The organism is Clostridioides sp. ES-S-0001-03, from assembly GCF_020676075.1.
Classification (GTDB): domain Bacteria; phylum Bacillota; class Clostridia; order Peptostreptococcales; family Peptostreptococcaceae; genus Clostridioides.
The window spans coordinates 181793-195108 of the sequence record NZ_JACVWJ010000005.1 but is presented as its reverse complement, the minus strand read 5'-3'; the positions used below and the strand labels follow the sequence as shown (position 1 = coordinate 195108).

The window sequence follows — 13316 nt, the reverse complement described above, 5'->3', positions numbered from 1 at the left end:
TTATTTATTTTTGACAAATATTATAAAAATTATGCCAAAGTTACATATAAATAAATAGGAGGGGATAAATTTGAATAGGATAGTAGATAGAAAAAAGAAAAATGAATTTAGAAAAATTGTAGCTATTTTCTTGTTAATTCTTTTCTTGTCTGTATTTATAGGCAGTTTCATATATATAGATAAAAGTTTAAGACCAACAATTACAGTTTTAGCAGAAACAAAAGCTCTTGAATTGGCAAACAGGTCTATAAATAAAGCTGTTGCTGAAATGGTAGAAGGGAAAATAAATTATGAAGATTTAATGGATATACAGCTTGATAATAACGGAAAAATAACTATGATACAAGCAAATACTATTATGATGAATGAAATTGCATCTGCAATAGCTTTAGAAATACAAGATGAATTAAAAAAAGGTAAAACAGCAGATTCTTACATACCTATAGGAACAGCATTAGGAAGTCCTATATTAGCTAAATACGGTCCTAAACTTGAAGTATCTATTGAACCTATAGGAACAGTATCAGTAAACTTTAAAACGGAATTTGAGTCTTCAGGCATAAATCAAACAAGACATAGGATATATTTAGAAGCTCAAACTCAAGTGAAAGTAGTAATCCCACTTATAACTTCAACAAAACAAATTAAAGCTCAGATACCTATCTGTGAGACTATAATAGTAGGTGATGTTCCAGAAAGTTATGTAAATATACCTGAAAAGAACCTTGGCAATGTTTTACCTAACACTGGAAAAAATGCTAACAAATAATATTAATGATATTTATTTTTTAATAAATTTAAAATAATAGTTTATAAATAAAAATTATGTCAATAATAAGTAATAAATAAGAATCAATATAGTTGTAATAAAAATTAATATAATTGTAATAAAAATTTATGTTTTAAAGTATGTAAAATATTTAATATATTTGGTCTGTAGAGTGAAGAAATATGTCTTCAGACCAAATATATTATAAACATTTATTTAATGATGATTTAAGAGTTACAAATTACTTATATAATTTATTATCTAAAGCATCCATTTAATAAATACACCATAACCTACAGCTGGGTCATTTTCAATGGCATGAGAAACTGCTCCTATTATTTTATCATCTTGTACTATTGGAGTACCACTCATACCTTGTACAATACCACCAGTTTGAGCTAAAAGGTTTTTGTCAGTGATTTTAATTTTAAAACTTTTACTCTCAGGATGGTTTTGGCTTTCTATATCTATAATTTCAATATTATATTTTTTACATTCATTAGAGTTGTTTTGTAAAATTATTTGAGCTTTTCCCAGTTTAACTTCATTTAGTGAAGCTACCTTATATTTTTTTAAGCTAGAAATATCAAAGTTATTAATTTGACCTCTTATTCCAAAATCAGTGTTTTCTGTAAAACTACCAATAATATTTTCTCTTTTTGCATTTATACATCCCACACTACCTCGATAGGATTTTTCTATGTCGAGGTGCTTAGTTGTAGAAATTGAACCTGATTTTATAGGTATTTTTCTTGAATTACCAACACTTATTGGGTGACCTACAGCACCAAATTCTGAGGTTTCTGGATTGATATAAGTTAAAGTAGCAAATCCAGAAAGTAAGTTATTAAAACTAATTTTTTCTAATATGTGTTTAGTTGTTTTCATTGTTAAAAGTTGACCACCTCTATTTAATAAAATAGACACTGGTTTTTCTTCTGGTAAAGCATTTAGTGTATTAGCAAAATCACTATATCCATCAACTTCTATATTATTTACTTTGATTATAGCATCACCTAATCTAAATGGAGATGCTTCACCAGGACTTCTAACGATGATATTTTTTAGTTCTGCATCAATTTGAAGAACATTTCCTATAGGTATTAAATATTGAGGTTCACTTTTTTGTAAATTTTGTGCATAAATTAAATTATTTGAGAAAAAATATAATAAAAATAAAAATGTTAAAACAATTGTAAATTTTGACTTAGCTAAGTTGTTTCTTTTACTTAAAGATTTATCTTTAAAATAAAAATTTTTAAATTGCATAGAACACCTCTTTCTTATTAAAATATTTTAATAATAAAATTGAAATTTTCTTGCTGCTTCAATATTATGTTGCTCAAGAATCAGTTTTTGATGCTTGGAAAACTGGCACAATAACTCCTTAGTTTTCATAAAAATAAATAAAATAAACAAGGTATATGATAAAATAGATACATATTCATATAAATTTAAAATAGATAATAGCTGTCTATCATTGAAAGGAGCAAAAGATGAAAAAATATAGATTGTTAGTTACTTGTATAATTGCCATGGGAATTATAATTATAGGTACATCAAATCCAGTTACCAATTTTTACAAGACAACAAATTTAATTAATTCAGGCACTACTAAAAATGAAAAAACAGATAAAGATGAAAATAAAAATATAAAAGATAAAGATAAAGATGAAAATAAATCAAATTCAAAAAGCAAAAATGATAATAAGTCAGAGGATAATAAATCAGATAATAAAACAGAAACTCAAAAAAATAAAAAGTTTTTAATTTGTATAGACCCAGGGCATCAAGGAAAAGGGGATAGTAATTTAGAACCAGTAGCTCCAGGTTCTTCATCTCAAAAAGCAAGAGTATCTTCAGGAACAGAAGGTATAGCTACAAAGAAAGCAGAGTATGTTTTAAATCTTGAAGCATCTGTAGTTTTAAAAAATATATTAGAGTCTAAAGGTTACAATGTAATAATGACTAGAGAAACACATGATGTAAATATAAGTAACTCAGAAAGAGCAATACTTGCTAATGAGAAAAAAGCAGATATGGTTGTAAGAATACATGCAGATAGTTTAAATAATTCTTCAAAGACTGGTGCATCTATATTAGTTCCTGAGAAGGATGGAAAATATACAGCTCCTATATATGAAGATAGTAATAGATGTGCAGAATTCATCAAAACAAACATGGAACAAGCTGGGATACAGATAAATGGAATTGTTCAAAGAGGAGATTTGACTGGATTTAACTGGTCAAAAGTGCCAGCTGTATTAGTAGAGATGGGATTTATGAGCAACTATAATGAAGACCAAATGATGTCAAATCCAGAATATCAAAGAAAAATGATGCAATGTGTAGCAGATGGATTAGATGAATATTTTAAATAAAACATAAATAGAGAAAAAAATTGGGATGGTACTATTTTCCTAATTTTTATCTCTATTTTTTATTCAAATAATAGTGAAAAAGCAAATTACAAGGCTACATACCTGTTTGTATAAGAGACTACAAACCTACATTAAATGGAAAAATAGACATTTACATATATGACTATATTTTCATAATAAACCCTAACTATATAGTTTTGTAAAGTTAGATAATATTTAGGAAGAATTTAAAGCTGATATACTTTATTAAGAAAAGACCAAAAAAAGAAGAAAACAACAAAAAGAATTATGTGTATTATAGGAAGAAAACTAAATAAAGAAAACTTTTTACTATCACGAGTTTTGATTAATGAAATAATATATGAGATAGGATATAAACCAGCAAGTAGCATAGTAATTAAAGCAATCACAGATTGTATAATCTCACTTAAAATCTTCCAGTTTACCATTCCTAAATCAGCAACAGAAATGATAGTTCCAATCCATGTTATTAGAGAAAATGGAATTGGCAATGCATAAATAATATAAATAATAATGAAATATTTTTTCTGTTTAATAACTATTTTTCACCTCCGTTTAGATAAATAACCTGTAGCACCACTTATCGCCTAAGGCAAGCAAACGTAAATTGGTTTTATTCTATTCTAATAATTGTGTCTGTAAATATCAAATGATTTGCATTGTGTCAAAACCTTATATTAATGTTCATAAGAAATTTTGTTTATTTGAGAATCAATCAGAAACCATTTTATAATTTAAAGATTAAACAGGCTACAAAGAAATTATAGCATGCATGTATTTTTTAGTCGATAAAGAAGTTCTATCATTGATGAAAGTATCTATTTTTATTTTACATAATACAGCTATAAAGTTTATTCTCAGTTAAATTATTGTAAATATAACTAAAAATATTGGTAATACTTGATTTAAGTTTAAAAAGAATATATTATAGTATAGAATGTGTAAAATTTTTTTGAGAGGTGTTAGAATGCTAGTAGTAGAAAACGTAAGCCACGGATTTGGAGCAAGAACAATATTAGAAAATGTATCCTTTAGACTTAGAAAAGGTGAACATATTGCACTAGTTGGCGCTAATGGAGAAGGAAAATCGAGTTTTTTAAATATAATAACGAAAAAGCTTATGCCTGATGCTGGAAATATAAAATGGTCTTTAAGAGCTACAGTAGGTTACTTAGACCAACATACAGTATTAAGTAAAGGTAAAAGTATAAGAGAAGTGCTTAGAGAAGCTTTTAAGCATATGTTTGATTTAGAGCAAGAAATGATTGCTATGTATGACAAGATGGGAGAAGCTAGTGATGATGAGATGAGTAAGCTTCTTGAAGAAACAGCAGAAATACAAACTATACTTGAAAATAGTGGTTTTTATATGATAGATGCAAAGATACAAGAAGTTGCAAATGGTCTTGGTCTTGGAGAGATTGGTCTTGATAAGGATGTAACTGATTTAAGTGGAGGTCAAAGAACAAAAGTACTTCTGACTAAACTTTTACTTGAAAATCCAACTATTCTTATACTGGATGAGCCTACAAACTATTTAGATGAGGAACATATAACATGGCTTACTAGATATCTTCAGGAATATGAAAACAGTTTTGTTCTAGTATCACATGATATTGACTTTATAAATAATACTTGTAATGTAATATATCATATGGAAAATGGCGAGTTAAATAGATATAAAGGTAATTATGATGAATTTGTAAGACTGAATGATATAAAGAAACGTCAAGAAGAGCAAGCTTATGATAAACAAGTTGAAGAAAGAAAAAGGTTAGAAGATTTTGTAGCCAGAAATAAAGCTAGAGTTGCAACAAGAGGAATGGCTAATAGTAGACAAAAACAACTAGATAAGATGGAAATACTAGAAAGACCAAAGGAAAAGATAAAACCTACTTTTTCTTTTAAAGATGCCAGAGCAGCAAGCAAGATAATCTTTGAAACAGAAGACTTAGTTTTAGGTTATGATGAAGCGTTAACAAAACCACTTAACTTCCATTTAGAAAGAGGAAAGAAGGTTGCTTTAAAAGGTATGAATGGTATTGGTAAATCTACATTATTAAAAACATTACTTGGAATAATAAAACCATTTGGTGGAAATGTTAGATTGGGAGATTATTTAGAAGTTGGATATTTTGAACAAGAGAGTTCAAGAGAAAATAATAATACACCTATGGATGAAGTCTGGAGTGAATTCCCTGGTCTTACGAATTTTGAAGTTAGACAAGTCCTTGCAAAATGCGGACTTACTAATGAGCATATAACTAGTCAAATGAGAGTATTAAGTGGAGGCGAAGCTGCCAAGGTTAGACTTTGTAAAGTTATGCTAAAAAATATAAACTTCTTAGTATTAGACGAGCCTACAAACCACTTAGATGTAGATGCAAAAGACGAATTAAAGAAAGCTATAAAAGAATTTAAAGGTACAGTTCTTTTAGTATGCCATGAGCCAGAATTCTATTCAGAAATTGTCGATGATGTATGGAATATAGAAGATTTCACTACTAAAATCGTTTAGGTAATTAATTTGTTACTGGGGGGATTTCATGAAAAAGTTTCTAAATATAATTTTTTCAGTGTGTATAAGTGTGGTTGTAATAGTAGGTGCTATTAATTTTACTGTTGGATTTAAGCAACTTTATTATTTTGATATTGATTATTTAAACATATCAGAGTTATCTGGTTTATCTAAAGATGATATAAAATTAAATTATGATTACTTAATAGATTACAACCTAAGCAAGGATGTATCTGAGTTTAAGTTACCAACATTAGAATCTTCTCCAGAAGGGAAAATACATTTTGAAGAAGTGAGAAATATATTTCAAAATATCAATAAATTAGCTAAGTTATTAATGATAATTTCTTTGGTGGGAATTATATTAAGTATAAAAAATAAAAATATAAAACTACTAAAAACTATATCAATGACATTGATAATAATGCCAGTAGTGTTGGCACTTCCTATTTTGTTGAATTTTGAAAAATCATTTATTATTTTTCATAAATTATTATTTAGAAATGATTATTGGATATTTAATCCTGATTTAGACCCAGTTATAAATATGCTTCCAGAAGAATTTTTCTTTCATGCTGGAATGATGATTTTAATATTGATTTTTGCAGTAAGCATGTTGATTTTTGCAATGTATAAATTATGTAAATTATTTAAAAGTAGAAAGATATAAGGTAGAGCGATATAAATTAAAACTTATATAATAAAAATAGCTATGTAATATTATTTAGACGAAAAGGAGTCAAAAAATATTTATGCATAGCTATTTTTAATAAAAAATTATTTTTTGCAAGTAATTTTAACTAAGTCTTGAAATTTTCCCATAATATAATTATAATTATCTTTTTTATGAGGTAGTATACAGCTACTGCAATCTTTAATGCCTTTCTCTGTGTACTTAAAGTTTCCTCCACAATTTTCTCCTAAAGCATATAAAGGACAATAGCAAAATAAACAGTTAAATTCTTCTGGTTTATCAGTTTTATGACAAGGGAAAAACTCACAATCTTTGTGATTAAAAAATTTATAATTTTCGCCCATATTTTCCTCCTAATTTAAATAAAATATGAAATCTTTTATAACTATATAAGATTTTGGTGATAATATAATTATACAATATTTTTATTAATAGTTGATAATATAGTACTCTTAATCATATTATTAATGGTATAATTAGTCAACAGAGAAATAATGTAAGTGTTTTTAATACAATTAGATTATGTTTTATAACAAAAAATGAGGTGATTAAGTGAAAGAAATTCAAGAAAGAGCACTTCTTGTAGGTCTGAATTTGACAACAATAGTTAAAAAAAGTGATGATATAGACACTAACGAATCCATGGAAGAACTAAAAGAATTAGCGAAGGCTGCTGGAGCAGAGGTTGTAGGTAGCTTAATTCAAAATAAGCAAGCTGTTGATGCAGCTTATTATATAGGAAAAGGTAAGGTAGAGGAAATAAGAGCATATAGTGAATCATTAGATGCTACTTTAGTAATTTTTAATGATGAATTATCTGGCGCTCAAATTAGGAATATTGAAAATGTTGTTGGAAAAAAAGTAATAGATAGAACTACCTTAATTTTAGATATATTTGCTCAAAGAGCACTTAGTAAAGAAGGTAAATTACAGGTCGAATTAGCACAATTAAAATACAGATTACCACGACTTTATGGAATGGGTGGTGAAATGAGTAGAACTGGTGCAGGAATTGGAACGAGAGGACCTGGTGAACAAAAGTTAGAAGTAGATAAAAGACATATACTTAATAAAGCAGCGGATATAAGACGTGAACTTAAAGAGGTAAAAAAGAATAGAGAGACACAAAGAGTTAAGCGTTTAAAATCAAATATACCAATTGTAGCACTTGTTGGATATACAAATGCAGGAAAATCGACCTTACTAAACGAATTAATAAAGACACACAAGGATTATGAACAAGAAAAAGAAGTTTTTGTAAAAGATATGCTTTTTGCAACTTTAGATGTAACTTTAAGAAAAGCTCTTTTGCCAAACAAGAAAGAATTTTTAGTAGTAGATACTGTTGGATTTGTTAGTAAACTTCCCCATGATTTAGTAGAGGCATTTAAGGCTACACTAGAAGAAGTACAATATGCAGATTTAATTTTACACGTAATTGACACAACGAACACTAGTTATGAATTGCAAAAAAGTACAACTGAAGGTGTATTAAAAGAACTTGGTGCAAATGATAAAAAACATATACTTGTATACAATAAAGTAGATAAGCTAGAGTTAGATATATATCCTAAGAGTCAAGAAGATATTGTGTATATATCTGCAAAACAAGGCATAAATATGGATAAACTATTAAATATGATAGAAATTGCTTTAATGGAAAATACTTATTCAGTAAGTTTGATGTTACCTTATGAAAGAGGTGATATATTTAGTAGAATAAAAGATAAATACAATGTGGAGAATTTTGAGTATGGGGAAAATGGTGTAACATTAGATGTAAATTTAGATGAAGAAGATTTTAATATCTATAGAGAGTACATATTAGAAAAATAGGTTTGATATGGATATAAATTGGGAAAATATAGATAATCTTGAAGATTATTTTATAACCTATCTTCTTTACAAAGAATCTAAAACAGTATCTCAAATTAGTAAAATTAGAAACATTTCAAATGTTGAAGCAAGTGAGCAACTTATACAAGCAAAGTTGAAGATAAAAGAAATGCAAAAAGATGATTTTGAGGCATCTAAGGACATTTTAGATAAATTTTTAGAATTAGATAAAATTAAGAGACTTGATTTTATGGATAGCTTAGATGACGAAAAAATGGTATACTTTAAGAGAAAGGTTTTCAAAAGAATCCTTGTAGAGAAAAATGCTGAAGATTTGATTGTTTTAATTTGGGCAACAGGTGAGCTAAAAGATGATAGATTTTTGAAGTTACTCCATCAGCTCACAAACCACAGACACTCAGATATTAGAAGAATAACTTATTCAGCAATAAGAAAGATTGAGTCACCAAGTAGTAGAGAAGTCTTACAAAAAGGTCTCTACGATAAAAATGCACAAACTAGACAATATTGTGCAAAAGCTCTTTCAAAATTAGGAGATGAAAACAGTTTAAAGATTTTACAGCAGTTAAAAGATAAGAATAAGAATTTTGAAAAAGAGTACGTGCTTAGAGCTTATGATGAAGCCATTGAAGCATTATTAAATTTGAAAAAGTAATTTTTTATTAAAGCAATTTGTTTACTTAATGATTTATTTATGGAGTTTAACAAGGTAATTAATAAATTAATGGGAGGGGTTTCAAATGATAGTAAGACGTTGTGCAGGTGGAGTAGTGTTTTATGCTAATAAAGTACTTATTGTAAAAAATGATAGAGGTGAATGGACACTTCCAAAAGGAAAGATACTTGGAGGAGGACTTCCATATGAAAGTGCTGTTGAAAGAGTTAAAGTAGAAACTGGCATAGACGCTAAAATGATAGATGTAGCTGGCGATACTATGTATGAATTTTTCTCAAGAAGTAGACAACAAGAAGTTTGCAATGCGATAATGTGGTATGTTATGGAAGCTTGTAATACTGAATGTGTACTTGCTCCTGAATTCCAAGAAGGTGGATTTTACAAGATAAAAGATGCTTTAGAAATGTTGTCACATCATAAAGAGCAAGCTTTAGTTGAAGTATCTTATAAAAAGTTTAAAGAATTAAAGAAATTAGTTTCAGAGGGCGACGATGTTCCAGCAAACTAGTAGTGAATTTATAGAGTTTTGAGGAAGGGATAGACCCTTCCTTTTTTAATTCCAAGTTTTAGAAATGTATACTTTATAGTTTATCTGATTTGTATTTTAATAAATTATATTGATTTATGTATCAATAAATTATATTAAAAATAAAAATTAAAAATCTTGTGATTTTATTATATAATTGTCTTATAATGCTAACTAAATGAATACTAAAAATTCTATTTACATTTTAATTGGAGTAATTTTTATAAATAAAGATATATTTTAGCAAATGACAAAAATAGGAGGAGTTATAATGAGTAATTATAGGACATTACACGAATTTGGAACAGATGAAATAACAATTGAAAAATCTGTTTTTATTGGATATGCTAAGCCTATACAAAGTGAAGAAGAAGCAGTAGAATTTATAAATGAAATAAAGAAAAAACACAAAGATGCAAATCATAATGTGTGGGCTTATACAGTTGGACAAAATATGAATATACAAAGGTATAGTGATGATGGAGAGCCACAAGGAACAGCAGGGATACCAACATTAGAAGTCATAAAAAAAGAGGACTTGAGAGATGTAGTAGTAGTTGTCACTAGATATTTTGGTGGTATAAAATTAGGTGCAGGTGGTCTGGTTAGAGCTTATACAAAAGGTGCTAAATTAGGCTTAGAAGCTGGAAAAATAATTAGTAAGGTAATGTACCAAGAAGTTAAAGTTAAGATAGATTATACTCAACTTGGAAAGGTACAAAATGAACTGATGAATTTAGGGTACTTTATAAAAGATACCATATATGAGGATAATGTTGAGATAATAGTATATTCAAAGTTAGAAGATGTGGAAAAACTATCAGAGAAAATGATTGATATAACAAGTGGAACAGGAAAGATAGTTTTAGGCGAAGAATTTTATTTATCTGAACAGGATGGAGAAATTTTACTATAAAAATCTTACTGTAATTTAAGCTAAAAGTAAAAAAGTAGAGTAGCAATATAGAAGATAAAAGCATAAAAATAGAATAGTTATATAGAAAATAAAAGCCATTAATTTATATTAAAATAATTTAATGGCTTTTATCAGACTTTGCACAGAATCCTTTTTTAACTTCAAATAAACCAACTAAAAGTAAAAACACTCCAAATATTTTCTTCAATATATCAGACGATAAATAATTAGCTAATAGTGAGCCAAATATAGCTCCTAACACTCCAAATACAGCTATTGGAATAACTAATTTGAAAATTACGTTTTTATTTTTGATATGTATAGCTAATGCTATCAAAGTCATAGGTATGGAGGAAAGTAAGTTTACACTCTGTGCTATTTTAGTATCTATACCAGCAAGTAAAACGAGAGCAGGAATAAGAATAGTTCCACCGCCCATTCCCATTCCTCCAATAATTCCTGCAAAAAATCCAATTAAAGCAAATAACATTAAAACACCATCCTTAATGCTGCAATTATCATAATCAAGCCAAAAGAAATCCTAAGAAACTTTCCAGTAACTTTATTTAGTAATTTAGCCCCTATAATACCACCAACAATACTTCCTGCCGCAACTTTTATTGTTAAGTTAATGTCGTAAGTTCCTTTAGAAACATATAAAACAGAACTTGCTGTTGTCAAGAAAATGATTATAGAAAGAGCTGTTGCATGAGATTTATGTTCTTCTACCTTCACAATATCATTTAATATTGGGACTAAAAGAGTACCACCTCCAGAGCCAAATACTCCGTTTATAAATCCTGTAAATACTCCAATTATCGTATTTTTTATATTGAAATCAAAATATTTTTTCCTTAAGTTATTAGTATTTTTCATAAAAACCACCTTCTAAAATAGTTTTACCAAAATAGGCAAATTATATTTATATAAAATAATATTAAATATAATCTTTCATTTTTGCTTAAATTTGAATAAAAAAAAACATGTTAAAACAACATATTAATATATGGTATAATATATTCAAACAAAGTAGTAAATTGAGAGGAGATAACAATGTCGAATATAAAAATACAAATAGACAAAACTGTAGAATGGCTTAAAAATAAGGTTAATGAGGCAAATGCAAAAGGATTAATTGTTGGTGTATCTGGAGGAATTGATTCAGCAGTAGTTGCCAATTTAATTAAAAAAGCTTTTCCAGAAAACTCTATGGGAGTTATAATGAGCATAAAAAGTAATCCTCAAGATAGAGAAGATGCACTTAAGGTTATAGAAGGATGTGATATAGAATATCTTGATTTAGACCTTATAGAACCACAAAGTGCTATATTAGACATGGTGGTAGGAAATTTAAAAGAGAAACATTTATATAGAGAAGAATATTTAAAAATGACAGATGCAAATTTAAGAGCAAGAGTAAGAATGAGTACTATTTACACAATTGCTAATAACTTAGGATATTTAGTTGTTGGTACAGATAATGCTGCAGAAATACACACTGGATACTTTACTAAGTTTGGTGATGGTGGAGTTGACATTTTACCAATTGCAAATTTAACTAAAGCTGAAGTATACGAATGGGCAAAAGAACTTGGTGTTCATGAAGATTTAATAAATAAAGCTCCTTCAGCAGGTCTTTGGGAAGGACAAACAGATGAAAATGAAATGGGAACTACTTACAATATGATAGATGCTGTATTAGAAGGTAGATTAGATGAAGTTCCTCAAAGAGACCAAGAGATAATAGAAAGACTTCATAGAATAAGTGAACACAAGAGAAAAACGCCTGCACAACCTCCTAAGTTCTAATTTACTATTTTCAAGATTTGTGATAAAATTTACAAGTGATAAAAATTAGAATAATTAATTGTACGTATTAAGGAGTGGAAATATGGGACGTATAGGAAATATAATTAATAGAAAAGGTAAACAAGATGCTCAAAGAGCAAAAATATTTACTAAACATGCTAGAGCAATAGCCGTTGCAGCTAAAGAAGGTGGAGCAGACCCAGAATATAATGCAGCATTAAAAACAGCTATAGAAAAAGCTAAGGCAGATAATATGCCAAATGATAATATAGATAGAGCTGTTGCTAAAGGTGCTGGTGCAGGTGCTGGAGAAGACTATGAAACTATAGTTTATGAAGGATATGGACCTGGTGGGGTTGCTGTTATAGTAGAGACTTTAACTGACAATAAAAATAGAACTGCTGGTAATGTAAGATATTACTTTGATAAAAACGGAGGAAACCTAGGAACTACTGGATGTGTGTCTTTTATGTTTGATAACAAAGGACAAATATTAGTTGGTGCAGGAGATGGCGTTTCAGAGGAAGAATTAATGGATGTTGCATTAGAAGCAGGTGCTGAAGATTTTATAACAGAAGAAGATGGTTATGAAATAATAACTACACCAGAAGATTTTTCTAGTGTTCGTGATGAATTAAAAGCAAAAGGGTATGAATTTATATCTGCTGATGTAAAGATGATACCTCAAACTACAACTGTACTAACTGAAGAATCTCATTTAAAAATGATGAATAAATTAGTTGATATGCTTGAAGAAGATGATGATGTTCAAGATATATATCATAACTGGGAAATGGAAGAATAAATATTCTAATATCTTAGAAATGTATACACCTCTGAGCCATGTTTGCATAATAATATGTTAATATGGTTCAGAGGTGTTTTTATGTCTATAAAAATTGTTCTATAAAAATATATCTTATAAAATATTGTAGATATTAAACATCCTATTATAGGAGATATGAGAGTCAATGGAAATCCAGTTAAGTTGATGACAACAAAAGCTCAAATTAATGTACCAGCGCCATCTTTAGGAGAAAATAATGAGGAGATTTATAGAAGTTGGCTTGGCTTTGATAGTGGTAAAATAAATGATTTAAAAGAAAATGGAGTTATCTAATTTTAGAGGAAAAGTATAAATATAATATT

Annotated in this window: 16 protein-coding genes; 12 read left to right on the top strand and 4 right to left on the bottom strand. The window is 28.1% G+C overall.

The window, feature by feature from the left end; translation table 11 throughout:
• Nucleotides 1-70 precede the first annotated feature (70 nt).
• The gene (gene yunB, locus IC174_RS12005; RefSeq protein WP_227433393.1) at nt 71-769 is read left to right on the top strand and encodes a sporulation protein YunB; all 699 of its coding nucleotides are present in this window, start codon (nt 71-73) and stop codon (nt 767-769) included.
• A 261-nt stretch (nt 770-1030) separates the two neighbouring features.
• On the opposite strand, the gene IC174_RS12000 is transcribed toward yunB, so the two are convergent.
• Nucleotides 1031-2038: a SpoIVB peptidase S55 domain-containing protein gene (locus IC174_RS12000; RefSeq protein WP_227482983.1), complete on the bottom strand. Its 1008-nt coding sequence runs from the start codon at nt 2036-2038 to the stop codon at nt 1031-1033.
• A 227-nt stretch (nt 2039-2265) separates the two neighbouring features.
• On the opposite strand from IC174_RS12000, the gene IC174_RS11995 reads away from it, so the two are divergent.
• From IC174_RS11995 to IC174_RS11980, 4 genes are all read left to right on the top strand, one after another.
• Nucleotides 2266-3150, top strand: coding sequence for an N-acetylmuramoyl-L-alanine amidase family protein (locus IC174_RS11995; RefSeq protein WP_227433391.1), 885 nt, complete (start codon nt 2266-2268; stop codon nt 3148-3150).
• Nucleotides 3151-3492: 342 nt separating this feature from the next.
• Complete coding sequence (locus IC174_RS11990) at nt 3493-3669, top strand: hypothetical protein (protein WP_227433390.1); 177 nt, start codon at nt 3493-3495, stop codon at nt 3667-3669.
• Between the two features lie 469 nt (nt 3670-4138).
• The gene (locus IC174_RS11985; RefSeq protein WP_227482982.1) at nt 4139-5689 is read left to right on the top strand and encodes an ABC-F family ATP-binding cassette domain-containing protein; all 1551 of its coding nucleotides are present in this window, start codon (nt 4139-4141) and stop codon (nt 5687-5689) included.
• A gap of 28 nt (nt 5690-5717) precedes the next feature.
• Nucleotides 5718-6359, top strand: coding sequence for a TIGR01906 family membrane protein (locus tag IC174_RS11980; RefSeq protein WP_227433388.1), 642 nt, complete (start codon nt 5718-5720; stop codon nt 6357-6359).
• 107 nt (nt 6360-6466) lie between these two features.
• Here the strand turns inward: IC174_RS11980 and IC174_RS11975 are convergent, their stop codons facing one another.
• On the bottom strand, nt 6467-6727 hold the full coding sequence (locus tag IC174_RS11975; protein ID WP_227433387.1) for a cysteine-rich small domain-containing protein: 261 nt from the start codon (nt 6725-6727) through the stop codon (nt 6467-6469).
• Nucleotides 6728-6935: 208 nt separating this feature from the next.
• Between IC174_RS11975 and hflX the strand changes: the two genes are divergently transcribed.
• From hflX to IC174_RS11955, 4 genes are all read left to right on the top strand, one after another.
• Nucleotides 6936-8219, top strand: a complete 1284-nt coding sequence (gene hflX, locus IC174_RS11970; protein WP_227482981.1) for a GTPase HflX — start codon at nt 6936-6938, stop codon at nt 8217-8219.
• Between the two features lie 7 nt (nt 8220-8226).
• The gene (locus tag IC174_RS11965; protein ID WP_227433385.1) at nt 8227-8895 is read left to right on the top strand and encodes a HEAT repeat domain-containing protein; all 669 of its coding nucleotides are present in this window, start codon (nt 8227-8229) and stop codon (nt 8893-8895) included.
• An 85-nt stretch (nt 8896-8980) separates the two neighbouring features.
• Nucleotides 8981-9424, top strand: coding sequence for an NUDIX domain-containing protein (locus IC174_RS11960; RefSeq protein WP_227433384.1), 444 nt, complete (start codon nt 8981-8983; stop codon nt 9422-9424).
• Between the two features lie 289 nt (nt 9425-9713).
• The gene (locus IC174_RS11955) at nt 9714-10358 is read left to right on the top strand and encodes a YigZ family protein (RefSeq protein ID WP_227482980.1); all 645 of its coding nucleotides are present in this window, start codon (nt 9714-9716) and stop codon (nt 10356-10358) included.
• Nucleotides 10359-10476: 118 nt separating this feature from the next.
• On the opposite strand, the gene IC174_RS11950 is transcribed toward IC174_RS11955, so the two are convergent.
• Nucleotides 10477-10848: a sulfite exporter TauE/SafE family protein gene (locus IC174_RS11950; RefSeq protein ID WP_227433382.1), complete on the bottom strand. Its 372-nt coding sequence runs from the start codon at nt 10846-10848 to the stop codon at nt 10477-10479.
• Nucleotides 10848-11234 (bottom strand): sulfite exporter TauE/SafE family protein, encoded by a 387-nt coding sequence (locus IC174_RS11945; RefSeq protein ID WP_227433381.1) that lies wholly within the window; start codon nt 11232-11234, stop codon nt 10848-10850. Before IC174_RS11945 ends, IC174_RS11950 begins: the two co-directional genes overlap by 1 nt.
• A 177-nt stretch (nt 11235-11411) precedes the next feature.
• On the opposite strand from IC174_RS11945, the gene nadE reads away from it, so the two are divergent.
• From nadE to IC174_RS11930, 3 genes are all read left to right on the top strand, one after another.
• The gene (gene nadE / locus IC174_RS11940; protein WP_227433380.1) at nt 11412-12167 is read left to right on the top strand and encodes an NAD(+) synthase; all 756 of its coding nucleotides are present in this window, start codon (nt 11412-11414) and stop codon (nt 12165-12167) included.
• An 82-nt stretch (nt 12168-12249) separates the two neighbouring features.
• On the top strand, nt 12250-12972 hold the full coding sequence (locus tag IC174_RS11935; protein WP_227433379.1) for a YebC/PmpR family DNA-binding transcriptional regulator: 723 nt from the start codon (nt 12250-12252) through the stop codon (nt 12970-12972).
• A gap of 156 nt (nt 12973-13128) precedes the next feature.
• Complete coding sequence (locus IC174_RS11930; protein ID WP_227433378.1) at nt 13129-13287, top strand: hypothetical protein; 159 nt, start codon at nt 13129-13131, stop codon at nt 13285-13287.
• Nucleotides 13288-13316: the final 29 nt, after the last annotated feature.

Bases quoted from the DNA above. Each gene is read 5' to 3' on its own strand.
- IC174_RS12000 (WP_227482983.1), bottom strand. From the start codon at position 2,038: ATGCAATTTAAAAATTTTTATTTTAAAGATAAATCTTTAAGTAAAAGA.
- IC174_RS11995 (WP_227433391.1), top strand. From the start codon at position 2,266: ATGAAAAAATATAGATTGTTAGTTACTTGTATAATTGCCATGGGAATT.
- IC174_RS11985 (WP_227482982.1), top strand. From the start codon at position 4,139: ATGCTAGTAGTAGAAAACGTAAGCCACGGATTTGGAGCAAGAACAATA.
- IC174_RS11980 (WP_227433388.1), top strand. From the start codon at position 5,718: ATGAAAAAGTTTCTAAATATAATTTTTTCAGTGTGTATAAGTGTGGTT.
- IC174_RS11975 (WP_227433387.1), bottom strand. From the start codon at position 6,727: ATGGGCGAAAATTATAAATTTTTTAATCACAAAGATTGTGAGTTTTTC.
- IC174_RS11965 (WP_227433385.1), top strand. From the start codon at position 8,227: ATGGATATAAATTGGGAAAATATAGATAATCTTGAAGATTATTTTATA.
- IC174_RS11960 (WP_227433384.1), top strand. From the start codon at position 8,981: ATGATAGTAAGACGTTGTGCAGGTGGAGTAGTGTTTTATGCTAATAAA.
- IC174_RS11955 (WP_227482980.1), top strand. From the start codon at position 9,714: ATGAGTAATTATAGGACATTACACGAATTTGGAACAGATGAAATAACA.
- IC174_RS11950 (WP_227433382.1), bottom strand. From the start codon at position 10,848: ATGTTATTTGCTTTAATTGGATTTTTTGCAGGAATTATTGGAGGAATG.
- IC174_RS11945 (WP_227433381.1), bottom strand. From the start codon at position 11,234: ATGAAAAATACTAATAACTTAAGGAAAAAATATTTTGATTTCAATATA.
- nadE (WP_227433380.1), top strand. From the start codon at position 11,412: ATGTCGAATATAAAAATACAAATAGACAAAACTGTAGAATGGCTTAAA.
- IC174_RS11935 (WP_227433379.1), top strand. From the start codon at position 12,250: ATGGGACGTATAGGAAATATAATTAATAGAAAAGGTAAACAAGATGCT.
- IC174_RS11930 (WP_227433378.1), top strand. From the start codon at position 13,129: ATGAGAGTCAATGGAAATCCAGTTAAGTTGATGACAACAAAAGCTCAA.